Origin of the sequence: Bacillus ectoiniformans, from assembly GCF_016908875.1 — a bacterium.
Lineage (GTDB): Bacteria > Bacillota > Bacilli > Bacillales > Domibacillaceae > Bacillus_BX > Bacillus_BX ectoiniformans.
In genome coordinates, this window is the sequence record NZ_JAFBES010000003.1 from 50,785 (window position 1) to 74,070 (window position 23,286).

23 protein-coding genes are annotated in these 23,286 nt (G+C 39.6%); 19 read left to right on the forward strand and 4 right to left on the reverse strand.

Features of this window, described 5'->3' with window-relative positions:
• Positions 1-7 precede the first annotated feature (7 nt).
• From JOC78_RS05460 to JOC78_RS05470, 3 genes are all read left to right on the forward strand, one after another.
• The gene (locus JOC78_RS05460) at positions 8-1,111 is read left to right on the forward strand and encodes a DUF262 domain-containing protein (RefSeq protein WP_204553497.1); all 1,104 of its coding nucleotides are present in this window, start codon (positions 8-10) and stop codon (positions 1,109-1,111) included.
• Between the two features lie 100 nt (positions 1,112-1,211).
• Positions 1,212-1,634 (forward strand): VOC family protein, encoded by a 423-nt coding sequence (locus JOC78_RS05465; protein WP_204553498.1) that lies wholly within the window; start codon positions 1,212-1,214, stop codon positions 1,632-1,634.
• A gap of 142 nt (positions 1,635-1,776) precedes the next feature.
• The gene (locus tag JOC78_RS05470) at positions 1,777-2,250 is read left to right on the forward strand and encodes a peptide-methionine (S)-S-oxide reductase (protein WP_204553499.1); all 474 of its coding nucleotides are present in this window, start codon (positions 1,777-1,779) and stop codon (positions 2,248-2,250) included.
• A 150-nt stretch (positions 2,251-2,400) separates the two neighbouring features.
• Here the strand turns inward: JOC78_RS05470 and JOC78_RS05475 are convergent, their stop codons facing one another.
• Positions 2,401-4,329 carry a DUF2075 domain-containing protein gene (locus JOC78_RS05475; RefSeq protein WP_204553500.1) on the reverse strand — a complete coding sequence of 643 codons (1,929 nt, stop codon included), beginning with the start codon at positions 4,327-4,329 and terminating at the stop codon, positions 2,401-2,403.
• Positions 4,330-4,561: 232 nt separating this feature from the next.
• On the opposite strand from JOC78_RS05475, the gene JOC78_RS05480 reads away from it, so the two are divergent.
• The 5 genes from JOC78_RS05480 to JOC78_RS05500 all read left to right on the forward strand — a co-directional run bounded on the left by JOC78_RS05480 (position 4,562) and on the right by JOC78_RS05500 (position 8,303).
• A complete protein-coding gene (locus tag JOC78_RS05480) occupies positions 4,562-4,822 on the forward strand; it encodes a hypothetical protein (RefSeq protein ID WP_204553501.1) in 261 nt (86 codons plus the stop codon).
• A gap of 40 nt (positions 4,823-4,862) precedes the next feature.
• On the forward strand, positions 4,863-5,180 hold the full coding sequence (locus JOC78_RS05485; protein WP_204553502.1) for a hypothetical protein: 318 nt from the start codon (positions 4,863-4,865) through the stop codon (positions 5,178-5,180).
• A 70-nt stretch (positions 5,181-5,250) separates the two neighbouring features.
• Positions 5,251-5,409: a hypothetical protein gene (locus JOC78_RS05490; RefSeq protein WP_204553503.1), complete on the forward strand. Its 159-nt coding sequence runs from the start codon at positions 5,251-5,253 to the stop codon at positions 5,407-5,409.
• Positions 5,410-5,438: 29 nt separating this feature from the next.
• On the forward strand, positions 5,439-6,527 hold the full coding sequence (locus tag JOC78_RS05495) for a serine hydrolase domain-containing protein (protein ID WP_204553504.1): 1,089 nt from the start codon (positions 5,439-5,441) through the stop codon (positions 6,525-6,527).
• Positions 6,528-6,755: 228 nt separating this feature from the next.
• A complete protein-coding gene (locus tag JOC78_RS05500; RefSeq protein ID WP_204553505.1) occupies positions 6,756-8,303 on the forward strand; it encodes a bifunctional GNAT family N-acetyltransferase/carbon-nitrogen hydrolase family protein in 1,548 nt (515 codons plus the stop codon).
• A gap of 272 nt (positions 8,304-8,575) precedes the next feature.
• Here JOC78_RS05500 and JOC78_RS05505 read toward each other — a convergent pair whose 3' ends face one another.
• The gene (locus tag JOC78_RS05505; protein WP_204553506.1) at positions 8,576-8,857 is read right to left on the reverse strand and encodes a hypothetical protein; all 282 of its coding nucleotides are present in this window, start codon (positions 8,855-8,857) and stop codon (positions 8,576-8,578) included.
• Between the two features lie 233 nt (positions 8,858-9,090).
• Here JOC78_RS05505 and JOC78_RS05510 point away from each other — a divergent pair, with 233 nt between their 5' ends.
• The 9 genes from JOC78_RS05510 (at position 9,091) to JOC78_RS05550 (ending at position 19,525) form a co-directional block, all read left to right on the forward strand.
• Positions 9,091-9,954: a DegV family protein gene (locus tag JOC78_RS05510; protein WP_204553507.1), complete on the forward strand. Its 864-nt coding sequence runs from the start codon at positions 9,091-9,093 to the stop codon at positions 9,952-9,954.
• A gap of 21 nt (positions 9,955-9,975) precedes the next feature.
• Positions 9,976-11,205: an MFS transporter gene (locus tag JOC78_RS05515; RefSeq protein ID WP_204553508.1), complete on the forward strand. Its 1,230-nt coding sequence runs from the start codon at positions 9,976-9,978 to the stop codon at positions 11,203-11,205.
• Between the two features lie 427 nt (positions 11,206-11,632).
• The gene (locus tag JOC78_RS05520) at positions 11,633-13,141 is read left to right on the forward strand and encodes a malate:quinone oxidoreductase (RefSeq protein ID WP_204553509.1); all 1,509 of its coding nucleotides are present in this window, start codon (positions 11,633-11,635) and stop codon (positions 13,139-13,141) included.
• A 266-nt stretch (positions 13,142-13,407) separates the two neighbouring features.
• A complete protein-coding gene (locus JOC78_RS05525) occupies positions 13,408-13,893 on the forward strand; it encodes a hypothetical protein (protein WP_204553510.1) in 486 nt (161 codons plus the stop codon).
• Between the two features lie 125 nt (positions 13,894-14,018).
• Entirely contained in the window at positions 14,019-15,620 is a 1,602-nt protein-coding gene (locus JOC78_RS05530; RefSeq protein WP_204553511.1) for an ATP-binding protein, read from the forward strand.
• Between the two features lie 22 nt (positions 15,621-15,642).
• Positions 15,643-16,314 carry a response regulator gene (locus tag JOC78_RS05535; RefSeq protein WP_204553512.1) on the forward strand — a complete coding sequence of 224 codons (672 nt, stop codon included), beginning with the start codon at positions 15,643-15,645 and terminating at the stop codon, positions 16,312-16,314.
• Between the two features lie 159 nt (positions 16,315-16,473).
• Entirely contained in the window at positions 16,474-17,478 is a 1,005-nt protein-coding gene (locus JOC78_RS05540) for a tripartite tricarboxylate transporter substrate binding protein (RefSeq protein WP_204553513.1), read from the forward strand.
• A gap of 73 nt (positions 17,479-17,551) precedes the next feature.
• The gene (locus tag JOC78_RS05545; protein ID WP_338023173.1) at positions 17,552-18,019 is read left to right on the forward strand and encodes a tripartite tricarboxylate transporter TctB family protein; all 468 of its coding nucleotides are present in this window, start codon (positions 17,552-17,554) and stop codon (positions 18,017-18,019) included.
• A gap of 12 nt (positions 18,020-18,031) precedes the next feature.
• Positions 18,032-19,525 (forward strand): tripartite tricarboxylate transporter permease, encoded by a 1,494-nt coding sequence (locus JOC78_RS05550; RefSeq protein ID WP_204553515.1) that lies wholly within the window; start codon positions 18,032-18,034, stop codon positions 19,523-19,525.
• 55 nt (positions 19,526-19,580) lie between these two features.
• Here the strand turns inward: JOC78_RS05550 and JOC78_RS05555 are convergent, their stop codons facing one another.
• Positions 19,581-20,285, reverse strand: a complete 705-nt coding sequence (locus tag JOC78_RS05555) for a DUF421 domain-containing protein (RefSeq protein WP_204553516.1) — start codon at positions 20,283-20,285, stop codon at positions 19,581-19,583.
• A 521-nt stretch (positions 20,286-20,806) separates the two neighbouring features.
• Here JOC78_RS05555 and JOC78_RS05560 point away from each other — a divergent pair.
• Both JOC78_RS05560 and JOC78_RS05565 read left to right on the forward strand, forming a co-directional pair.
• Positions 20,807-21,610 carry an alpha/beta fold hydrolase gene (locus JOC78_RS05560; protein WP_204553517.1) on the forward strand — a complete coding sequence of 268 codons (804 nt, stop codon included), beginning with the start codon at positions 20,807-20,809 and terminating at the stop codon, positions 21,608-21,610.
• 28 nt (positions 21,611-21,638) lie between these two features.
• Complete coding sequence (locus JOC78_RS05565; protein ID WP_204553518.1) at positions 21,639-22,631, forward strand: sensor domain-containing diguanylate cyclase; 993 nt, start codon at positions 21,639-21,641, stop codon at positions 22,629-22,631.
• Positions 22,632-22,688: 57 nt separating this feature from the next.
• Here JOC78_RS05565 and JOC78_RS05570 read toward each other — a convergent pair whose 3' ends face one another.
• Positions 22,689-23,186, reverse strand: coding sequence for a hypothetical protein (locus JOC78_RS05570; protein ID WP_204553519.1), 498 nt, complete (start codon positions 23,184-23,186; stop codon positions 22,689-22,691).
• Between the last annotated feature and the right edge of the window lie 100 nt (positions 23,187-23,286).

A 23,286-nucleotide genomic window follows, 5' to 3' on the forward strand; every position in this document is an offset into this window, starting at 1 on the left:
GGATATTATGGATAGTAAATGGAAAGTTGATTCCACGCCAAGTACTAAAGCAATTTATGACGTTGTCAATGAAATAGATAAAGGAATGGATGGATCTGGAGGAATAAAATTAGACCCTGAGTATCAAAGGGAATATAAATTCACTATATCAGATGAAAGTCTTTTAATTGAGTCGTTATTGTTAGGAATACCTATACCTATAATATACTTATCTTCTGATACAACGAAACTACCTTATATATCTAATGTTATAGATGGGCAACATAGATTAAGAGCAATTTATCGATTTGTAAAAAATGAGTTTGCTTTAAAGGACTTGGAAAAATTAAGTGATTTAAATTTTAAAAAATTTTTAGAGTTACCTAATGATATACAAGCTTCAATTTTACATCAATGTAGTTTGTCATTTGAAAATATTCATGTACAAAACAATCCGGAATTAGAAATGGAAATCTTTAAAAGATATAATACTGGTTCACATCCTTTAAGTAGACAAGAAATAAGGCATGCTGTTTATAGAAGTAAAGTTAATGATTGGTTAAATAAACAGATAGAAACCTATTATAAGTCGTTGTCACCTTTTCGAGATATTTATAATATGACTAAGAAAAGGTTTTCAGATAAAACTGCTCATGAAAATATTCAAACCATGCTTTATATACTAGAATATGGATTAGAAAGTAAATATGAAACATCCCCAGAGTATGCAGAAGAATTTATGAAAAAAAATACAATAACTATAAATCAAGAAAGCCAAATTGAAAAGCTTTCATTTTTATTAAATAAAGTAAATAATTTTTTTGAAAAGATCTATTGGGAGTATGGCATTAAGTATCCTTTTTCCAAAGAAATTTACGGGGTTGAAAGTAGAAATTATAAAGTGCAAATACCTATATTGATGATTATTACAGATTTCTTGAGAAAATTAATTGAACAAGAAGTAGATTTAACTAATGAAATGAACACTGAAAAAATTCTCAAAGTAATATCAGATGTTATGAAAGATTCTTACTTGGAGAATAATTTTAAAGGCTCTAGTACAAGACCAGAATTATTAATTGAAACATCAAATAAATTGCATGAAAAATTTGTTGAAAATAACCTCATATAGAAACATCACGGTGAACCGTATCATAAGTAGAGACAAAACAATTGTATCAAGAGATCTGTTGATTCCTATATATTAATTATGACTTATTAGGAGGAATTAAATGAAACCACGAATTTCAGTTATAACATTAGGTGTGGATGATTTAGACAGGTCTTTGAAGTTCTACAGGGATGGGCTTGGACTGCCAACAGAAGGAATAGTAGGTCAAGAATTTGAGCATGGTGCTGTTGCCTTTTTCGATTTACAATCAGGATTAAAACTGGCAATCTGGAATCGTAAAGATATAGCTCATGATACAGGCATAAACCAAATAAAAATCAGTCGAACTGAATTTACCATTGGTCATAATGTGGGGAGTAAAGAAGAGGTAGATACGGTAATAGAACAGGCAAGAAATGCTGGTGCAACTATTACAGTTCCAGCACATGATACCTTTTGGGGAGGTTACTCTGGATACTTTCAAGACCCGGACGATCATGTGTGGGAAATAGTCTGGAATCCAGCTTGGGAATTTTCAGAATGACGTTATCCAAATAAAAATAAGAGAGCCTAAATATACAAGGTTTTATGCAAACTTCTTGTACGCTTAGGCTTCACAAATAGGTATTTTTAACGTTAAAGCTTTAATTGACCCATCCCTTCAACACACAAAGAGGTGATCCAAAATGGAAGTCGTATATTTTGCAGGTGGATGTCTTTGGGGAGTTCAGGCATTTATCAAAACTTTGCCTGGCGTGACGTTTACGGAGGCAGGAAGAGCGAATGGAACAAGCCGGTCACTTGAAGGTGAATATGATGGCTATGCGGAATGTGTAAAAACGACATTTGACCCAGAGGTTGTCACAATGGAAGAGCTGATGGAGTATTTCTTTGAAATCATCGATCCGTATAGTGTGAATCGGCAGGGAGAGGATGTTGGGGAGAAATACAGAACTGGCGTGTATAGTGAAGATCCCAAGCATTTAGAAGCGGCGAGGACGTTTATAAATAAGAGAAATGATGCTGCCCGCATCGTGGTTGAAGTGCTGCCTCTGACAAACTATGTACGAAGTGCCGAAGAACATCAGGATCGGTTAGGTAAATGCCCGGATGATTATTGCCATATACCTGAAAAGTTATTAAATAAATATAAGGTTTAGTAGTTAGTGCCTGTTTTTCAGTTTTTTTCTGAGAAACAGGCACTAACTGCTTAAAATCATTGATATGTTTCTCTAAAATGGCTTTTAATAAAAGGAAGCTGTCAGAACCATTATCAAAAAAGCTAGCTTTTTAGTGTTAAATAACTTTTATTAATACCTCCCCCGGTCCTCCGCCACCATCCCGGCTCTAGGCGATAAGTCTTCGTAAGCAGCAGATTTATTGAGCCGCTCTTTAAAGTACTTATTCAACTCTGGCTCTGTACAGAAGATAAAGCAGCCTTTTTGTCCCCGCGTCATTAGTGTTCGGTAGGTGTTTCTTATGATTCGGTCTGCGAGTGCCTGCGCTTCTTCAGGCTGTTCTTTTGCAAGTTTTTTAATTCCTTTAAGAGACTGGTCGGTTTTCGCCCGTTTCGAGAAGTCTGTTATAACCTGTCCGTCTTGATAGGACAGGTCATGGCCGATGATGACACCGACATAATCAAATTCCAGTCCTTGAGAGGTGTGAATGCAGCCAGCTTCAGTGACAGAATCCTGTTCAATGGCCCAGATGCTGTCAGAGAGATTCCAGCTGATGCTGAAATTATGCTCAGGAATATGAATGTCTTTATGCATCGTATTGTTACGGCCGTTCTTAGGCCATTCCCAGCAATAGCCCGCAAGCATCCGAGACTTGTTATTTTTCCGGTTCAGCATTTCAATTTCATTCAGCATTGCGTTCGGGTCATCATAGACTCTAAAGTCGTAATCAACGCCCCGATCGTTCGCGTTCGCGGTTTCTCTAATTTGAAGCACGTCATCGAGCCAGGCAATGTAGGCATCCGATCCGTCACAGCGAAACTGGGAAACTAGCTTCCCTTGAATCAATTCGGCATTCAATTCTTGCGCATACTTGTTAATGACATCGATGCTGCCGATGTCCTTTAACGTCACCTTTTGATTCTCATCAATAAAGAAGATCGTAAATTTAGACGCATGAATCGCTTCTTTCACTTGATTTTCACCTAAATTACTAAAAAGGCCGGATTTTTCGTTCAGCCGATGGGCTTCGTCAATAATCAGCACGTCAAATTCATTGGCTTCTGACTCGGTGAAGCTTCCGGAGCTTTTAAACAGATGGTCAATCTGTGTTTTCTTCATCGTTCCTTTCAGTTTAGACGCATATACATTGCGGGGGGCGGAATTTTTCGATACATACAATGCCGTTAATTCCTGATTAATGAAATTTACAAGCAAATTCACGGCCATCACGGATTTACCGGTTCCTGGTCCGCCTTCGATCACCATGACGCTCTTTTGGTTATTCCTGATACTCTCCAGTGCTAAATGGTAGGCCTCTTCATAAAATACCTTTTGTTCATCAATAAGGACGAATTCCTGATTGCCTTTCAGCATGCTGGCAAGCGAATCCTGAAGGGATTTAGAAGGACGGATTTTTCCATGTTCAATTTGATAGATTAGTTGATTGCGATCACCGAAACGCACATATTTTTTAATGAAATTTCTTAACTTCCGTATTTCCCCTTTACCAAAAATAGGGGCTCGTTCTAAGTGCTCTGCATAATGAGCATCCATTAAAGGATCATTTTCTGACTTGCGGTAATTATGTAAGTAGGCACAGGGGTTTAATGAAATTTGCTGATCCTGTACGTTTTGATTAAAGTCTTGAATTAAAGCCGCATAGGACCAGGCCTGGTAAGAAGGATGAGTGACTGTCCGCTTTCCTCCACCGAGATAGGTAGATACCAGCGCATCTTTAGACGTCACTTTTTCTGCCTCCGACCATTGCTTCAACTCCACAATCACTACATGATCCTGATAGCCGTCATGCCCAGCCACTAAAAAATCGACCCGTTTCGATGTGTTTGGGATCTTAAATTCTATAGCCACAGATGTATCTGCTGGTATTTCTTCATCCTGCATCACATTCGACATGCGCTGAAGTGAATTTTCCCAGGAGTTGATTTCACTTTTAGATGTCCGGCCAATTTTCTTCTGATAAGACTCGTAAAGACGTTCCACTAGAAGCTCGTTCGTCACATCAGATATAAATTCCGTTTTTGTTGCTTCGTATATGATCAAGTGAGAGTCACCTCTTTCAAGAGTATCGTGATTATAGTTTATCATTTATAGGAGGTGAAATTAGGGTGTAATTCTAAAATATGTAAATAGTATAACAGCCAATTATACTTTCTGAGAAATATGAAATTCGTCTAATTCCGTTGAGATTATTCAAGGATCAAGATATGTAACAAAGGAATAAATTAGTAATCGTCGAATAAATGATAGGCAAAGGTAAAAAGGGGTGGTTACCGTGAAAAAGAACCATAAACCCAATGGAAGGTTATATTGGGAGAGGTATGTCGAACTGGATTATTATTGGAAAAACAAGCATACACTAGCAATAAACATCGGTGCCGATGATCCTATGCTATTAGAAAGGGTAGAAGCCTTAAAGTTTGCTAGTGAAATTGCAAAAGGGAAGAAATGTAATACTTTATTAGAAATAGAAGATGATATCAGGATCTATGGCCAAAATAATTTAGCTGAAAGATTGTTCTTTTTTAAAAAGTAGGCTCCAGCCAGAGCAAAAAAATTTTTTGGGGGAGGAAATCATGAGGAACTCAGTATCAATAATTTTTCAATCCAAGCCTGAACAATGGGGGCTTAGAGGTGATCCATATTTATGGGATGAATTAGAACAGGAATTCACTGATATCTCATTACCTTGCTCAAAAATGTGTTTTATCGGCCATTTTAAAAACCACTTTCACAAACTCACAAATCACCCGTTCGATACAGATACTGACTCATTTACTATGGAAGAATATGACCACGGGGGCATGTCGAGCGGGCAAATTTCTGTAAGGTTTTGGAGAGAAAGGGGCTTGCCGCTTTTACTCAAACGATTAGAAAAAATAAGTGGAGAATAGATGGGCAGGTGCACTTCAGACACTTACCTTCCACAGAGCCAAAAAATAAAGTATTAAGGAGAAGCTGTTTATGAAATTAACGCCTGAAGAAGTAGAGAAATGGAGCAAAGGTGTGCCGGTTGACCCTGATCAACAAGAGGATGAAATAAGCGATCTATATGGATTAGATAAAGATGATTGCCTTGATCGCACTTATCCTGGTGCAGCGAATGAAGAGAAAAGTAAATAAGAACATATAGACTGGGGACGTAAAAATTTATGAAAAAGTTTTTAAAGATTTTCGCAATGATTGTTAGCGGGATCATCATTATTTCCGCAGCAGCTTTATTATTATTTGGCCGTGATGCTCACAGTAACTTATCGGGAAAAACTCCTGAGCAAATCGATCAATATTTGACCAATGAAGGTTTTCAAGGAGCCGTTTTGATTGCTAAAGACGGAGAAGTTTTATTTGAAAAAGGCTATGGAGAGGCTGCACCGGATGTAAAGAATACGCCAGACACGTTATATCAAATTGCTTCTTTATCCAAAACATTCACAGCTACCGCAGTCATGCAACTTGCTGAGAAAAAACTGCTTTCAGTAGATGATCCACTTTCTGCATATTTTCCTGATTTTCCGAACGCCAAGAATATCACAATTGGCCACCTGCTGAGTCACAGCTCGGGGATTCCCGATTACTTAAACCCAGAATTTGAATTTGATTACGGTAAAAAATGGGATCCCAATGATATTGTTGATGTGGTAAGTGACGCTGATTTAGAATTTACTCGAGGTGAGAGCTATGCGTATAGCAATACTGGCTACGTTCTTTTAGGGCTGATTATTGAAAAAGTAAGTGGTCAATCCTATGCAGAATATATTAGTGAGCATATATTTAAGCCGGCTGGTATGAAGAACTCTATGTTTGAATTTACAAAAGAAATGCCGAGAGCAGCTGGGAATGTTGAAGGGAAACCGGGCCCTGCTATGGATCATTCCGCAGCATATGCAGCAGGGGATATTATCTCTACAGCTGAAGACTTATCACTGTTTTACAAATCCTTACACAATAATGAGCTGGTAAGTAAAGAAACGGGAAACCTGATGAAGGCAACTCATGCTAAGAAATTCCCGTATCAATATGGATATGGATGGTACACACAAGAGGTCATGGGGCACAAAGCAGTTGGTCATTCCGGTGGCTATCCAAGTGGTTTTCGTCATTATGTGGCACATCTTCAAGAAGAAGATCTCCTAGTTATTGTTCTTAGCAATGAAATGAGTATAAACTCTAAGGCCATTAACCGAAATCTCACTTCTATTGTTCTGAAGAAGCCAATCTGGGTATGGGAAAAGCAGCTTTGATATAAGATGTTAGCCTATGCCTTCCTGATTATAGATAGATTTAAAAGAACCGAACAAAGTTGTTCGGCTCTTTTTTTTTCACCTTATATCTTTTTATCAAATGAACGGGTGAATATTATACCGTGATTTTAGTTTCATTTTATTAATTGAAAATGAGCATGTTACAGTTTATCTTTTTTTCAAAAAGGGAATTATAAGCGAAAGATGAGGAAGAATGGACGTGGACTTATGTCGGAAAAAGATATGTCAAAATATGAAAAGAAAATTATTGTAAGGAAGATTACAATCGAAGATATTGACGATATTATGCGCTTATCAAGCCGCTGTTTTCCGGGTATGGAGCCGTGGAAACGGGAGCAGCTGGAAAGCCATATTCGGATCTTTCCGGAAGGGCAATTATGTGTCGAATATGAAGAGAAAATTGTCGGTTCCTGCTCCAGTTTGATTGTCAATTTCGACGAATATGATGACCAGCACACATGGAATACCATTACCGACCATGGCTACATTACGAATCATGATCCCAATGGATTTAACTTGTACGGAATTGAGGTCATGGTAGATCCAGACTATCGACGGATGAAGATCGGCCACCGTTTGTATGAAGCGCGCAAAGAGCTGGCTCGCCAGCTGAATTTGCAAAGTATTATTATCGGCGGAAGAATTCCCAACTACCATAAACACAAGGATGAAATGACGCCGCGTGAGTATGTCGCAGCGGTAGAGAAGCATAATATTTATGACCCTGTCCTCTCTTTTCAGCTGATGGAAGGGTTTAGGATTAAACGCATTAATGTCCGTTATCTGCCGGACGATGCCGCTTCTGACTCGTTCGCCACATTAATGGAGTGGAATAATATTGATTATTTAGCGAAATCGCGGCGTGTGTACCGGGCATCCTTCCCCGTGCGGATCTGTGCCATTCAATATATGATGAAAAAAATTGATACATTTGAGGACTTTGCGAGACAGGTCGAATATTACGTCGATGTAGCGGCTGATTTCGGATCGGACTTCGCTGTTTTTCCTGAATTGTTTACCACGCAGCTCATGTCATTTTTGGAAGAAAAAAGGCCTAATCTGGCGGTTCGCCGTCTTGCTACCTATACGGAACCATATATAGAATTATTTACGGAGCTAGCTGTCAGATACAACGTTAATATTATTGGCGGATCACATTTCGTTGAGCAGGGTGAGTTTATTTATAATGTGGCCTACTTATTCCGCCGTGACGGAACGATTGAGAGGCAGGAAAAGATTCACGCCACGCCAAACGAACGGAAATGGTGGGGGATTTCAGAAGGAAATGAAATCCGGGTATTTGACACGGACTGCGGCAAAATTGCGATTCAAATTTGCTATGATATCGAGTTTCCAGAGCTGGCACGCATTGCGGTGGATCAAGGAGCAAATATCATCTTCGTGCCGTTTTGTACAGACGATCGGCAAGGCTATCTTCGTGTCCGCTACTGTGCCCAGGCGCGTGCGGTCGAAAATCAAGTGTATACTTGCATTGCAGGAACTGTCGGTAATTTAACTCACGTAGAGAATATGGATATTCAGTACGCCCAATCGGGTATTTTCTCCCCGTCCGATTTCGGTTTTGCACGCGACGGAATTATTGGAGAATGCGATGCGAATATTGATACAGTGGTGGTCGGTGATGTCGATCTTGAAAAGCTGAGACGCTCAAGAAATTCAGGGTCTGTACAGCATCTGCGTGATCGCCGCCGCGATTTATACCGAATTGAGTTGAAAGAATTAAAGTCGGAGTAATAATTGGGTTTAGTCGCTCCCCGGTTGGGTGAAAACCGGGGAGGGATAATTGAAGTCGCCGATAGAAAGCCTGTAACCGCTGATAGAACCATGAAAGCCGCCGATAGTATGTCCAAATCCGCTGATAGAACTCCAAAATCCGCTGATAGCAAGGTTAAATACAAAAAAACTCTAATTAAAGGCCATCGTTTTTGCCTTCCCCTCTCGAAAATTAGCACTTATCAACTCATTTTTACGAAATTTAAGCAATTTTGAACCGTTATTGCGATTCATTAAGTCGGCTTTTTCGCAGTGAATTTTACATACAGATGTGCTAGTAGGAAAAAAGTGATGGCTATAACGATTAAAACGAGTACGGCCTTTAATAAAAATAAAGCGATGGGTACGAGAATATTGCCAAACAGGAAAGACAGGAAAGGTATAGCGAGATCTCTAATAAAAAAGAACGCCAACGTGATGGCGATAAATGGCCATATCAGCGGCAGAATGATTTTCCACCATAAGATTGTGGCGAGTAAAATAAATCCTATTAACATAGCTGCTTCTGCTTTCATAACGAATCCTCTTTCTTATGGAAATAGATGCTTAGCTAAAATTTACCACATACTAATGCCTATCACTATATAAAAATTGATTGTTATTAAATCGACAAAAACCGAAGAATACTAACGGGTACTTTAAAGATAAGATAAGAATAAGGCATGATTCCGAGTGCAATGGAATCATGCCTATTTTGGCTGTTGAATAGTAACGGGAAAAAATAGATAACTTATTTTGGAGGATACAAATGATAAAAATTATGGCAGATTCAACATGTGATTTATCTGATGATGTTTTGAGAAAGTATGATATCAGTTTAGCCCCTTTAACGATCCATATTGGAGATAACATATATAAAGACAGGGTGGATATTCAGCCAGATGAATTTTACGGAATGATGGAGGCGCTGCCTGAGTTTCCGACGACAGGTATGCCAAGTCCATCGGAGTATCTGAATATTATTAAAGAGGCTGTAGAGGCAGGGCACACAGAAGTGTTATGCATATGTATGTCTAGTGGAACGAGCGGTGCGTATCAATCGGCTGTACTAGCCAAAGGTTATTTCTTTGAAGAAAGTCCGGAATCAGACGTGAAGATCCATGTAGTCGATTCGAAATGTATGAGCCATGGAAGCGGCTGGCTGATTATGAAAAGTGCGATGATGAGGGAAGCGGGAGCCTCATTCGAAGAGATCGTTGCTTTTAATGAAACTTACAAGAAAAAGGTTAAGCATTTTCTTTCTGTAGACGATTTAGATCATTTAATTAAGAGCGGCAGGCTCACGAATGCAAGCGCTTTAATAGGTAAACTTTTAATGCTGAAGCCGATTATGTCGGTGAAAGATGGAAAAGGAGCTATAGTTGGGAAGGAACGAGGTATAAAAAAAGTTCTAAAGCATTACACGCAGGAGTTTATGAAAAGAAACGATCAACAAATGACGGATTTCATTATAGTGGGCTATACTTCAGACCGAAATGTGGCCGAAAACTTGAAAGCCAAACTATTATTAGATACTGATTTCTCCGGAGACATTCATATTATGCAAATGGGCGTATCGGTTGGAACTCACGTCGGATTAGGTGCGATCTCGATGTATTTTGTAGAGAAATAAATAATGAAAAGAGGATCGTTTATGGAAGAAACCAGTACCATAGAAAAGACAGGTTCAAGTTCGCTTTTTCAAAATAGGGTTATTCGAACCATCCTGCTCTCTGTGTTGTTCCTTCAAATCGGCATCTGGGTGAGGAACTATTCTATTTTGTTATACGTGATTGAGAAGACCGATGGGAATCCAATCGCTGTATCATTCATATCGGTGGCAGAGTTTGCGCCAATCTTTTTATTTTCCTTTATCGGAGGGACGTTTGCGGATAGATGGAAACCAAAGAAAACGATGATCTGGTGTGATGTGCTAAGCGCGTTGTCTATTCTGCTTGTGCTTATTACATTATTTTTTGCCAGCTGGAAAGTGATTTTCTTTGCTACGCTGATTTCCTCTATTTTATCGCAGTTTTCACAGCCCTCTGGTATGAAGCTGTTCAAGCTGCATGTGCCGCCGCATCTGGTGCAGGCCGGCATGTCAATGTATCAAACGGTATTTGCTTTATTTATGATCACAGGACCGGTCCTTGGAACGTTTGTGTATCAGCGCTTCGGCATCATGGCGGCTATTTCTATTATGGGAATTGCTTTCTTATGTTCAGCCGCTGCACTGCTCCTGCTTCCACCTGATCGTGAATCAGAAGAAGAGAAACCTGAAACGACTTTTATGGAAGAAATTAAAGAAGGTTTCATTTATGTATGGAACAGCAAAACCTTAACTTTACTCGGAGGAAGCTTTCTAGCAGCGGGGCTTGCGATTGGATTGACGCAGCCGCTTGGTGTGTTTCTGATTACGGAAAGACTTGGACTTCCTAAAGAAAATCTTCAGTGGCTGATGGCTGCTTTTGGTATAGGAATGATCCTTGGAGGGGTGATCACGGCAGGGAAAGCAAATAAGGTGCTTCCGCAGAAGCTTTTAGCAATTGGGATGACTGCGAGTGCAATTGGGTTCATCGGGATGGGCGCGTCATCAGTATTTTGGCTTACGCTTTTGGCTCAATTTTTCTCCGGTTTATTTATGCCAAGCATTCAAATTGGGATCAATACGATGATTCTGCAGAGTACGGAGGATAACTTTATCGGCCGGGTCAACGGCATTTTAAACCCAATTTTTATGGGAGCAATGGTCATCACGATGTCTGCTTCAGGATGGCTGAAAACACATTTCTCTCTCGTCTATATATACGAGCTGTCCGCCCTGCTGCTGCTTGTAGGTGTGCTCATCATTCTGCCGTTAATGAAAAAAGATGGACCTCGATGAAAAATGTGACTGAATTTCAATAGTGCCTGGCACCTCTTTATTAATCGATGAAGATCGAAAAGGAAGAGGTGAGAGGCATTTTTTTATTATTTTTTCATACTTAAATTAATAAGAGGACTTGAAGAATAGAAGGTTTTAAACCGGGTGCTAAACCTATTAAAGTTTTACTTTTTTGAGATAAAGTAAGAGTATTAATTCAAGGTGCAAATAGCGTTTTAACAACTATTCTCATTTTTTTTTAGCTTTAAATAGTTTATAATTATCAGATAAATGGTAGTTGTTTACTCAATCATCTATTATAATAGATGATGTGTGGTTACAATTAAGACAGATAAGATATGTTCCTAGATGGCGACTTGCTTTGATCGACACTTGAGCAGGCACGCCGGTTCTTTTATTACAAATATAGGCGATAAGGAAGGATATAATGAGCGACGTACAGAAAAAAACAGACGTTATCTTAATTGGTGCAGGAGTCATGAGTGCGACGATGGGATCATTACTGAAAGAGTTAGCACCGGAATGGGAAATTAAGGTGTTTGAGAAACTTTCAGATGCAGGAGAGGAAAGCTCTAACGAATGGAATAATGCTGGTACGGGTCATGCTGCACTGTGCGAGCTTAACTATACATCCGAAAAGTCTGACGGGTCTATAGATATTAGCAAAGCAATAAAGGTCAATGAACAGTTTCAGATTTCAAGACAGTTTTGGTCTTTTCTTGTCCAAAGCAATCTGATACGTAATCCGCAGGACTTTATCATGCCAATTCCTCATATGAGTTTAGTTCAAGGGGAAGAAAATGTAGCTTATTTGAAAAAGCGTTTGGAAGCGCTATTAACGAATCCGCTGTTTCAAGGGATGGAGTTTTCGGACGATCCTGACAAACTGAAAGAATGGATTCCGTTGATCATGGAAGGACGAACTTCAGACGAACCGATCGCAGCGACGAAAATCGATTCTGGGACAGATGTAAATTTTGGTGCGTTAACACGCATGCTGTTTGATCACTTAAAGACTCAAAATGTCGAGATCAATTATCAGCATAGTGTGAAGGATTTAAAACGTACGAGTGACGGCTCTTGGGAAGTGAAAGTGCATAACATGGAAAGCGGCCGGATTGAGCATCACACAGCTAAATTCGTCTTTATCGGCGGCGGGGGCGGAAGTCTGCATTTACTTCAAAAAACGGGTATTCCTGAGTCCAAGCGTATTGGAGGATTCCCGGTAAGCGGATTGTTTTTAGTATGTAATAATCCAGAAGTAATTGAACAGCACCACGCAAAAGTATACGGTAAAGCTAAGGTGGGAGCTCCTCCAATGTCTGTACCGCATCTTGATACAAGATATATCGATAATAAGAAAGCGTTGCTGTTTGGACCATTTGCAGGGTTCTCTCCAAAGTTCCTTAAAACCGGTTCCAATATGGATTTAATCAGCTCAGTGAAGCCAAACAATGTATTAACCATGCTTGCAGCAGGCGCGAAAGAAATGCCGTTAACTAAGTATTTGATTCAGCAAGTGCTGTTATCGAATGAAAAGCGTGTAGAAGAATTGCGCGAATTTATTCCAACGGCGAAAAGCGAGGACTGGGATGTCGTGGTGGCAGGTCAGCGTGTACAGGTCATCAAAGATACAGAGGCTGGCGGAAAAGGAACACTGCAATTCGGTACGGAAGTGGTCAGTGCTTCTGACGGTTCAGTTGCTGCTTTGCTTGGGGCTTCTCCAGGTGCTTCTACTGCCGTTCACGTCATGCTTGAGGTATTAGAAAAATGTTTCCCGCAGCATATGAAAGAGTGGGAACCTAAAATAAAAGAAATGATTCCTTCGTATGGTTTGTCGTTAACGGAAAACCCAGAACTTTTCCATGAACTTCATGCTTCAACGGCACGTACACTGGGGCTAAGCGAACGTGAAAAAGAATCAGTCTATAGTTAATCATTTGGTGTAAAAAAATTATAGCTGATTACATAAATAAAGAATATTATTGGTGCTAATTAGAGAATCTTTGATCCATATCTTTGGGTTAAAGGTTCTTTTTTATTATTCGCAGGTAGAGAGACTAGAGTGAACTTGATAAGGGTTTGTTTCTATCGTTTGAAAACAGCGGGAAGCGAACCCTTTCTTCGTTAAAAAGTTTTGAGACATTAAGTCATTTCGGACGAACACTGCTACATACAGTAAGAAAACAGGAGGTGAGACCAATGAAAAAAGGCTTGTTTATGTTAACTGTGGGGCTCTTTGCTTTACTGTTGTCGGGATGTTTTAGTGATCCTATTCAAGAGGATATTATCAATTATTCAAATGAAGAAATGACGACCGCTTTAGAATTGGAAACGGCTGCTACTTCCGCTTACGAAAGCGTCTCTGGAGCCAATTACACAGATGATGAAACGATGTATTTAGCAATGGTTAACGAAGTAATCCCTAATTACAATGAGTTAGTGAAAGAATTAGACCGTGTTGAAATTGAAACGGATGAGCTGAGGGAAGTTCATGAATCATTTATTGAAGGAGCAGACATTCAGTATAATGCTTTTGTCAAAATAGTAAACGGACTAGAAGCCCAGGACCCTGCCCTAATTGAAGAAGCCAACGGAATGCTAGAAAAAGCCAGAAAACACTTGCGCGACTACCGAAATGGTCTAGACAAATTAGCCAAAGAACATGATGTAGAGTGGGAAGAATAAGCTTGGGGTCAGACCCCCAGCGCGTTAAAGCGCCGGGGGTCTGACCCCATTTTACAAATCAGCAAAAAATTAATAGAATATTAGTAAAATTATAATCAGATGAATAAATAAATGCTGAGGTGAATATGAACGCTAAAAAACTTCCAATGTCTTTAGAAAAAAAGATAATAGGTTCGAACATTGTAAATACGGTAGTTATTATTTTTATTTTCCTAGCTATTTCTTTAGTGGTGGAATACAAACAAATTGAAAAGCAAAAAGGCAGTCAAGCTCTCCAATTGGCAAAAGCCGTATCCTCCATGCCTTCTGTTGTTTCATCTTTTGATAAAGAAGACCCTTCCCAAATCCTGCAGCCGCTGATTAATCAAATAAGAAAAGAAACGGGCGCAGAATTCATTGTAATAGGTGATAAAGAAGGAGTTCGTTATGCACATCCTGATCAAGAAAAGGTCGGTCTGCCGATGGTTGGCGGAGATAACGCCCAAGCACTGAAAGGACAATTTTATATTTCAAAAGCAGAGGGTTCTCTCGGCAAGTCGGTTAGGGGAAAAGGACCTATTACAAATGCGGATGGACAAGTCATTGGCGTTGTATCAGTTGGTTATTCTATGTCAGGGTTAACAAATGACGCGATTCAACGGGCAAAGGAAATGGGATTTATTTCTTTCTTTGTTTTAATCATTGGAGTAGCCGCAAGCTATTTACTTGCTAGAAACATACGCAGTTCTACTTTAGGGTTAGAACCCCATGAAGTGACCTCGCTGTACTTAGAAAGAAATGCTATCCTTTACTCCATTAAGGAAGGGATTATATCGGTTGATAAAGATGGGTACATTACAATGATTAATCAATCAGCTAAAAATCTGCTAGATGTAAAAGACGATATTATTCATGAAAAAATTGAAACTATTTTACCCAACACAGGGGTCTATAACGTGCTGAAAACTGGAAAAGCAGATCGCGACCATGAAATGACTTTAAGAAACAAAAGCATTATCATTAATCGAACGCCTATTATAGAAAAGGATCAAGTGATTGGTGCCGTCTCCACATTTAGAGACAAAACAGAAGTGAATAAAATGGTGGAAACTTTATCTGAGGTGAGAAAATACTCTGAAGATTTACGGGCGCAGACTCACGAATTTTCTAATAAGCTGTATGTGCTATCAGGTCTGCTGCAATTAGGGAAATATGAGGAAGCCGTTCAGATGATTCAAGCGGAATCCTCTGCTCTTGAAGTACAAAATCAGATTATATTTGAACAAATTCAAGAACCAAAAATCCAGGCTTTATTGTTAGGTAAACTGGGAAAAGCTTCGGAGAAAAAAATTCATTTTAAGATTGATGAGAATTGCAGCCTTGATGGACTTCCACAGCATTTTTCCTATTCTAATATTATTTCTATTATAGGAAATTTAGTAGATAATGCCTTTGAAGCCGCAGAAGGAAAAAAAGACGGTGAGGTCACTTTCTTTGCTATAGATGTAGGAGACGATTTGGTCATAGAAGTTTATGATAACGGGCACGGTATTCCGGAACATGAAGCTGAAAAAATATTTGATACGGGCTATTCGACAAAGACGGATGAAAATCGAGGGTTTGGGCTCTCCATTGTTAAGCAAGCTGTTGAAAGTTTAAATGGAACAATTGAGGTACAATCAAACTTAAGCGACGGAACCGTGGTATCCATTTACCTGCCAAAAAAACAACAAGCTTTTATAGATTAAGCATTTAGAGAGGGTGATTCAAGTGATAAAAGTTGCCATCGCTGAAGATGATTTCCGAGTTGCTTCTATTCATAAGCAATTTTTAGAGAAAATGACTGGAATTGAAGTCGTAGGACAAGCCTTAAATGCATCGGAAGCACTTGCCTTAGCAGAACAAGAAGAGATAGATGTTTTATTGTTAGATAACTATCTGCCGGACCAAAGTGGAGTGTCTTTACTTCCAGAATTAAGACAGAAATATCCAGGTCTCGATATTATTTTAATCACGGCCTCAACAGAAAGAACAGTAGTAGAAGCCTCTATTCGAAATGGAGTGCTTGATTATATTGTCAAGCCTGTCACTTTTAATAGGTTTCAAGCGGCCTTGAATAAAGTGATGACGCGAAGAGAATGGTTTGAATCCAACGAGGAGTTTAATCAGTCAGTGATTGATCAAGTATTTACTGGAAGTCATACAAACACACAATCTGTATCTCTTCCAAAAGGGATTGATCCATTAACATTGAAAAAAGTACAGGAAACGATGGAATCCTTCAAGCATGGAATTAATGCAGAAGAGGTAAGCGAGTATTTAGGCGCTTCACGAACAACGGCCAGCAGATATTTAGAGTATTTAATATCCGCAGGAAAGGCCAAAGCTGAACTGGAATACGGAATAGTTGGAAGGCCCGAACGTAAATATTATTTAATATAAAATGTGCATCTTCTTTTATTAGAAGGTGCTTTTTTTGTTGTGAACAAAATGAACAAAATAAACAGAAAGGTTTTTATGAAACAAAAAGTGTAAACGATTACATTTTAATTATTCTGAATTATTATGAGTGTAAGAATATTGAACAGAGGGGGAAACAGAATGAAAAAATTAATGTCCATAGCTGCTGGTTTCATGTTGCTTTTAACTGTTGGGTGTTCAAACGAATCATCCGCTGGGGTTAAAAACAAAAGTGGAGAGTGGAAACCAGAACAGCCTATAGAAATTACGGCTCCTGCAGGACCCGGAGGCGGCTGGGATACAACTGCCAGGATGGTTTCGCAAGTGTTTGAACAAGAGAAGATAATTGATCAGCGGCTGCCAGTTGTAAATAAAGCTGGCGGAGGAGGAGCGATTGGGTGGTCTTATATTGCTGGCAAGGAAGCAAGTCCGTATCATTTGTTTGTTGCTTCGCCGCCATTAGTGTTAGTTCCTTTAAATGGTCAATCTAAGTATGGCTATGAAGACTTTACGCCACTTGCAAATGTGATTGCAGATTATGGTGCATTCGTCGTTAAAGCTGATGCCAAATGGAACAACTTAAATGAATTATTCGCTGATATGAAAAAGGATCCTGCCAGCGTCAGTGTAATCGGTACTTCCTCTCCAGGAAGCATGGATCACATGCAATTTGTAAAGATAGCTAAAGCAGCAGGTGTGGACGTGAAAAAGATGAAATATGTGTCCGATCCGGACGGTGGCGGTTTAACTGCCGTACTTAATGGAAGTGTGGATGTCTATACGACAGGAGTAGCTGAAACAATTGAACAAGTGAAGGCGGGGAAAATAAAAGTGTTAGGGATTACGTCTGAAGAGAGATTAGAAGGGGAGGTTTTATCTGATTTCCCAACAGCTAAGGAGCAGGGAATTGATGAAACATTTGTAAACTGGAGAGGATTTTTTGGGCCTCCGAATATGGATCCCGCAGCTATTAAATATTATGAACAAAAATTTAAAGAGTTAAATGATTCTCCGGCATGGGATGAAATTCGTAAAAAGTACGGCTGGGGTGAGCAATACATGAATAGTGAAGAGTACAGTAAGTTCTTAAAGACAGAAGCAGAATCGATGGAGAAACTTCTAAAAGAATTAGGGTTAAATCGATAGTTTTTAAATAAAAAAAGTTGACCGAAAGATAGAGCGGAGTCATTCCCTTCTATCTTTCATTCTATTATGTGAGGTGAGGAAATTGCTTACAAGAATTAATCAAAAAATTGCCGTCATTTTAGCGATTGTAGCAGGGGGTTATTTATTATTAAGCTATAACATTCCTAAATACCCCAACGCACTTATTGATGCAGATGTCATTCCGAAAATGCTCGGCTTCCTTCTGTTGTTCTTCGCTATCCTCTTATTTATTAATAAAAAAGAGGAAACAGAAGCAGAAAAACAAAAAAGAAAAATGACTAAAAGTAATCTGTTTTTATTAGTGGTTGTTCTTATTTTTATATTAATTTATATTTCCCTGCTTGAAATATTAGGTTTTTTAATTATGACCACTTTGTTTATTTTCTGTTGCTCATTATTCTTGGGATATAGAAAGCATATTGCCAACGGAATTGTTTCTATCGTTTTTTCACTGGCTATTTATGTTCTATTTAATTATTTGCTTTCAATCAATCTGCCAGCAGGAATTATTCCATTTTAAGGAGGGAAGAATATGGATACATTTCAAGGGTTAATGTCAGGATTTCAAGTCGCGTTTAGTTTGGAAGGGATGCTTTTTGTATTTATCGGTGTATTTGTAGGAACCTTTATTGGAATGATGCCTGGGTTAGGACCGATAAGTGCAATAGCCATTATGATTCCTATCACATATAGCATGGATCCAACGATTGCTTTAGTGATGATGGCTGGTGTATATTATGGTGCCATTTTTGGCGGGTCTAGCTCTTCTATTCTTTTAAATGCTCCAGGGGTAGCTGGAACCGTAGCAACCGCTTTTGACGGTTATCCAATGGCCCAGCAAGGGAAAGCAGGAAAGGCGCTGGCGATCGCGGCCATCGCTTCGTTCACAGGCGGAACAGTCAGCGTCATTTTATTAATGCTGTTCACTCCCATCCTGTCAGCCATTGCCGTCTCGTTTGGTCCAGCTGAATATTTTGCTTTAATGTTTATGGGGTTAACCGCTATTTCAAGCTTGTCTGAGGGTTCAGCTATTAAAGCGTTTATATCGGCCATTTTAGGATTTATTGTGGTTACTATTGGTATCGATAGTCAAACAGGCACGAGCAGATTTACATTTGGAAATCCTAATTTGCTAGAGGGAATCGATTTTTTGGTTATTGCATTAGGGTTGTTTGCTCTTGCAGAGGTTTGCACACTTGTATTGAATCGGAAAGATGATAGCATGAGCGGTAATCAAGGCTTGGGTAGCCTGCGAATTTCCAAGCAGGATATGAAGGAAATGAGCGGACCGATGGCTAGGCAATCCTTTTTAGGGTTCATTATTGGCGTTTTGCCGGGAGCAGGAGCGACCATTGCTTCTTTTATTGCTTATATCACAGAGAAAAAAATTGCGAAAAATCCTGACGAATTTGGCAAGGGATCCATTAAAGGGTTAGCAGCTCCAGAAACGGCCAATAATGCGGCAACTGGAGGGGCCTTTGTACCGTTGCTTAGTTTGGGCATACCTGGTTCAGGAACGACTGCCGTTTTGCTAGGAGCATTTTTAGTATTAGGAGTTCAGCCAGGACCTTTGTTAATTCAAGACCGTCCAGAAGTGTTCTGGGGGATTATTGCCAGCATGTATGTCGGGAATATCTTTTTGCTAATTTTAAATTTACCTTTAATACCTTACATTGCAAAAGTATTAAAAATTCCTAGACCGTTACTTATTTCTTTGGTTATTATTTTTAGTTTAATTGGAGTGTATGCAATTAGCTTCAACACATTTGATTTATATCTCCTAGTTTTATTTGGCGTCATTGGATTCCTTATGAGAATGTATTCATTCCCAGCCGCTCCGTTTATCCTTGCCTTTATCCTTGGAGGAATGATGGAACAAGCGTTTAGACAAACACTAACCATTTCAAATGGCAGCCTGTCCATCTTCTTAGACAAGCCAATCGCTTTAACACTGATTGCCATTAGCCTGTTAACTATTTTAGTTCCGTTATTTACAAATCGTCGGAAATATAAAGTGAATGCTTAGCAAATTTGGGGTCAGACCCTCAGCGCGTTAAAGCGCCGGGGGTCTGACCCCAAATTTATTTATATAAAAAAACCTTCAGATTATTTTTACTGTCAAGGGTGGCAAGCAGTACGTTCTTCACCTCAGTCTGGTACAGATTTTCTAGCTTTGAAACCACCCAGCCTTCATCTTTGTAAGCTTGTTTTAGTTCTTTAGAGTTGATTTTACCTTCCTTAATAATCGTCCTTGGCAAATCGAAAGGCTCCGGTTTCTTTTGCAAGGACGCGGGTGTAAGCGGTTCGTATTTTGGGTCTAAAAAAACTGAGATTTTTCCATCTGCTTCCCAAATCGCTAAGGCGACTTTCTTCACATCTTCGACTTTTGCTTCCCTTAATTCTTCCAATAAAACGTCGATAGATATTCTTGCTTTTTTTAACCCTTTATAAAGAATGTCTCCGTCCTGAACGATGGTTATAGGCGGAGGGGTAAGCAATCTTCTAAACCATGGACATTTAAGAATTATAAATATGCCCGCAAGATACAAGGTCACCAATACAATGGTTGTAATAACAGATCCTTTTAACCCGAGCTCTTCGTCTGATAACGGATGGGCAATAATGTTCCCAATGACTAAAACAATAACGAAATCAAGAAGCCTTAATTGAGAAATGGCACGCTGGCCTATAACTTTAGCAACCACTATTAAAAAGAAAAAAGCCACAACAGCACGAAGGATCCAATCAATGGCAGTAAGTGTTTCCTGGCCTTGGAAAAAATACATATAAGACACACCCTTTAGTTCATATCAGCTATGACTTAGTGTAACTCCGATGGTATGTTAATATCCCAAAATTAATGATAAATTTAGATAATTGGAAAAAATAGCGCTGATTTTAGAAACGATAGGGGAAGGATGTCAAAGGTTAAAACAGTTGTTTTTTGCTATAGCTAATATTGAGCCATGAAGATACTATTTTTGGATCTAGGAGGATGTTTTCTAATAAAAAGTGAATAACACTTCAGAAAGCTCATTCCTAAATTGGCATAGCATGTTTACTAAATCATGACGATATACTATATTAATAATAAGAAGGTATAATTAGGTATATAGGACTAATTAATATCAATGTGAAAGTTGAAATTTTGCTTGGTAAAATATAGACGTATGTTGTTTGCTTTTCACTTTAATAGGCGTCTCTTCGGCATGAAGCGATCGCCTATTTTAATTTCCATATATGGGATGACTGTCCTTGATAGGTTAGAAAACCTACATATTAATAGATTTCAAAGGGGCTTTATTAAATGAAAGAGGTCTTTACTCGCAATAATGTAAGAGTGATAGGAGAGGGAGAGCGAACCATCATTTTTGCCCATGGGTTTGGCTGTGATCAAAATATGTGGCGATTTATCGTCCCGCACTTTGTGGAAGAGTTCCGTGTGGTTTTATTTGATCATGTTGGTTCGGGGAAGTCTGATTTAAGTGCATATAATCAGGAGAAATATAAAACTCTTCATGGTTATGCCGAAGATTTGATTGATATCTTGGATGCTTTGGACATTAAGAAAACAATTTTTGTTGGACATTCTGTCAGTTCGATGATTGGCATGCTTGCTGCCCTGCAGAAGCCAGAGTATTTTGAAAAGCTGGTTATGATTGGGCCGTCTCCGCGATATTTGAATGATATTCCCGGTTATTTTGGCGGTTTTGAACAAAACGATGTGATGGAGCTGCTGGATATGATGGAAATGAATTTCATCGGATGGGCGAGCTTTTTGGCACCAATGGCTATGCATAACCCTGAGCGCCCTCATCTAGCGCAGGAATTGGAAACAAGCTTCTGTTCGGCGGACCCGGCTATTGCGCGTAAGTTTGCGGAGGCCACGTTCTTTTCAGATCATCGGAGCGATTTACAGAAATTAAGCACGCCTTCGCTCATTTTGCAATGTTCCGAAGACAGTATTGTGCCGATCGAAGTAGGAGAGTATTTACACAACCGGCTTGCTAATAGCACGCTTCAGCTGATGGAGGCGAAAGGCCACTACCCGCATTTAAGTCACCCAGAAGAAACGACTCATTACATCAAAGAGTACCTTTCATCCAGCTAGGAAATTATATTTGGAGGAGAGTAGTGCCATGAACGATTTTAATCATGCCCCATGCGGATTTGTGACGATCTCAAAGCGGGGGATGTTCATAGATGTGAACGAAACCTTTTTAGATTTGGTCAAATATAGCCGAGAGGAACTGCACGAAAAGCATATTGAATCGATCATGAATATTGCCAATAAGTTTCTTTTTCACTCTCATTTTTACCCGTTCCTTCAGCTATATGGGGTGGTTGAAGAGGTATATCTTTCGTTAAAGTCCGGAACAGGTGAGGATATACCCGTCCTATTAAACGGTAAATGTGTTGAACGTGATGGAACGGAGGTTATAGATTGCGTTTTTGTGAAAATGCACAAGCGTATCCATTATGAACAAGAAATTCGCAGCATTAAAAAGAGAGTGGAAGAAGCATATGAGGCCAAGGATGAGGCGCTTAAGGCATTGAAGCTCCTCCATATTGAAAATGAGAGAAAACAAAAAGAGCTGGTCGCGTTGAATGCCGAACTGGAGAGGCTGGCGGCTACCGATGATTTGACCGGGTTAAAAAATCGGCGTTATTTTCTCGAGCAGCTGGAGGAGTGTATATCTTTATTTTCAAAAGCTGGAACCCCATTTTCTCTTTTAATCCTCGATGTTGATCACTTCAAAAAAGTCAATGACACCTGGGGTCACCTTGCCGGCGATCAAATACTGCGGGAATTGGCAAAGATTATGGAGTCGGAAGCCGGAAAAGCCGATACAGTCGCCCGTTACGGGGGAGAAGAATTTATCATCATTTTGCCGGCTAAAGATGAGGTGGCTGCTAAGCGGAAAGCAGAAAAATTGCGATCGGCTATCGAACATGCCACATGGGAGGTTTGTTCCATAACTGTCAGTATCGGCGTATCCACCTTCATGGCTGGAGATACCAATGTTTCCATTCTCTCCAAAGCAGACCGAGCACTCTACGCCTCGAAAGCGAACGGGAGGAACAAGGCTACACATGCTATGGAGCTCGACGACAGCAGGCTGAATATGTAAGGTTGTTCAGGGGCCAGTGCTAGACTGCCCCCTATTTCTGCTGCTTCTCATTCCATACTATCTGCTGCACCAAACAATAATTTTATACGGTACGGTCTGAGCCGGGATGCTTTTAGTGGAAGGGCCATAGATGGCGATTAGGTTTCGATTGGCAGGACTTCTTAAAAGCGGCTGACCGTTTGTTAAGAGGGTTTGCGTGTATGGTGATGGATTTAATTTTAGCTGGCCATCGCTGCTGATCAGCTGGCTGTTAAAATAATCGACCTTTACATTTTGATTAGGTCTGTCTTTTACGATAATAAGGGCTCGGTATTGTGGCGGGAAAATTAACGGAACAGGTGCATTTGCATCATAATAACCTGTAATTTGATCTCCTAGCATGACCACTTCTTGCTCAACGAAGTAGGTAGCAGGTGATACGACAAAATTTACAATGGCTCCGGTTTTGTCTTCAACAGTCATTAATCGATAACAGCCTTCCCCATCGCCATTTTGCCCAGTAAAAAAATCGCTGATCATGGTGATCTTGCCACGAAAAGAATTGAAGCTAACCATACGTATCCCTCCATGATTTGGGGTCAGTCCCTCAGCGCGTTAAAGCGCCGGGGGACTGACCCCAATCTATTTATATAGTCTATGTATAGCTGCCTAATAG

Coding starts and splice junctions, on each gene's coding strand:
- JOC78_RS05460 (WP_204553497.1), top strand. CDS start 8: ATGGATAGTAAATGGAAAGTTGATTCCACGCCAAGTACTAAAGCAATT.
- JOC78_RS05465 (WP_204553498.1), top strand. CDS start 1,212: ATGAAACCACGAATTTCAGTTATAACATTAGGTGTGGATGATTTAGAC.
- JOC78_RS05470 (WP_204553499.1), top strand. CDS start 1,777: ATGGAAGTCGTATATTTTGCAGGTGGATGTCTTTGGGGAGTTCAGGCA.
- JOC78_RS05485 (WP_204553502.1), top strand. CDS start 4,863: ATGAGGAACTCAGTATCAATAATTTTTCAATCCAAGCCTGAACAATGG.
- JOC78_RS05490 (WP_204553503.1), top strand. CDS start 5,251: ATGAAATTAACGCCTGAAGAAGTAGAGAAATGGAGCAAAGGTGTGCCG.
- JOC78_RS05495 (WP_204553504.1), top strand. CDS start 5,439: ATGAAAAAGTTTTTAAAGATTTTCGCAATGATTGTTAGCGGGATCATC.
- JOC78_RS05500 (WP_204553505.1), top strand. CDS start 6,756: ATGTCGGAAAAAGATATGTCAAAATATGAAAAGAAAATTATTGTAAGG.
- JOC78_RS05505 (WP_204553506.1), bottom strand. CDS start 8,857: ATGAAAGCAGAAGCAGCTATGTTAATAGGATTTATTTTACTCGCCACA.
- JOC78_RS05510 (WP_204553507.1), top strand. CDS start 9,091: ATGATAAAAATTATGGCAGATTCAACATGTGATTTATCTGATGATGTT.
- JOC78_RS05515 (WP_204553508.1), top strand. CDS start 9,976: ATGGAAGAAACCAGTACCATAGAAAAGACAGGTTCAAGTTCGCTTTTT.
- JOC78_RS05520 (WP_204553509.1), top strand. CDS start 11,633: ATGAGCGACGTACAGAAAAAAACAGACGTTATCTTAATTGGTGCAGGA.
- JOC78_RS05525 (WP_204553510.1), top strand. CDS start 13,408: ATGAAAAAAGGCTTGTTTATGTTAACTGTGGGGCTCTTTGCTTTACTG.
- JOC78_RS05530 (WP_204553511.1), top strand. CDS start 14,019: ATGAACGCTAAAAAACTTCCAATGTCTTTAGAAAAAAAGATAATAGGT.
- JOC78_RS05540 (WP_204553513.1), top strand. CDS start 16,474: ATGAAAAAATTAATGTCCATAGCTGCTGGTTTCATGTTGCTTTTAACT.
- JOC78_RS05550 (WP_204553515.1), top strand. CDS start 18,032: ATGGATACATTTCAAGGGTTAATGTCAGGATTTCAAGTCGCGTTTAGT.
- JOC78_RS05555 (WP_204553516.1), bottom strand. CDS start 20,285: ATGTATTTTTTCCAAGGCCAGGAAACACTTACTGCCATTGATTGGATC.
- JOC78_RS05560 (WP_204553517.1), top strand. CDS start 20,807: ATGAAAGAGGTCTTTACTCGCAATAATGTAAGAGTGATAGGAGAGGGA.
- JOC78_RS05565 (WP_204553518.1), top strand. CDS start 21,639: ATGAACGATTTTAATCATGCCCCATGCGGATTTGTGACGATCTCAAAG.
- JOC78_RS05570 (WP_204553519.1), bottom strand. CDS start 23,186: ATGGTTAGCTTCAATTCTTTTCGTGGCAAGATCACCATGATCAGCGAT.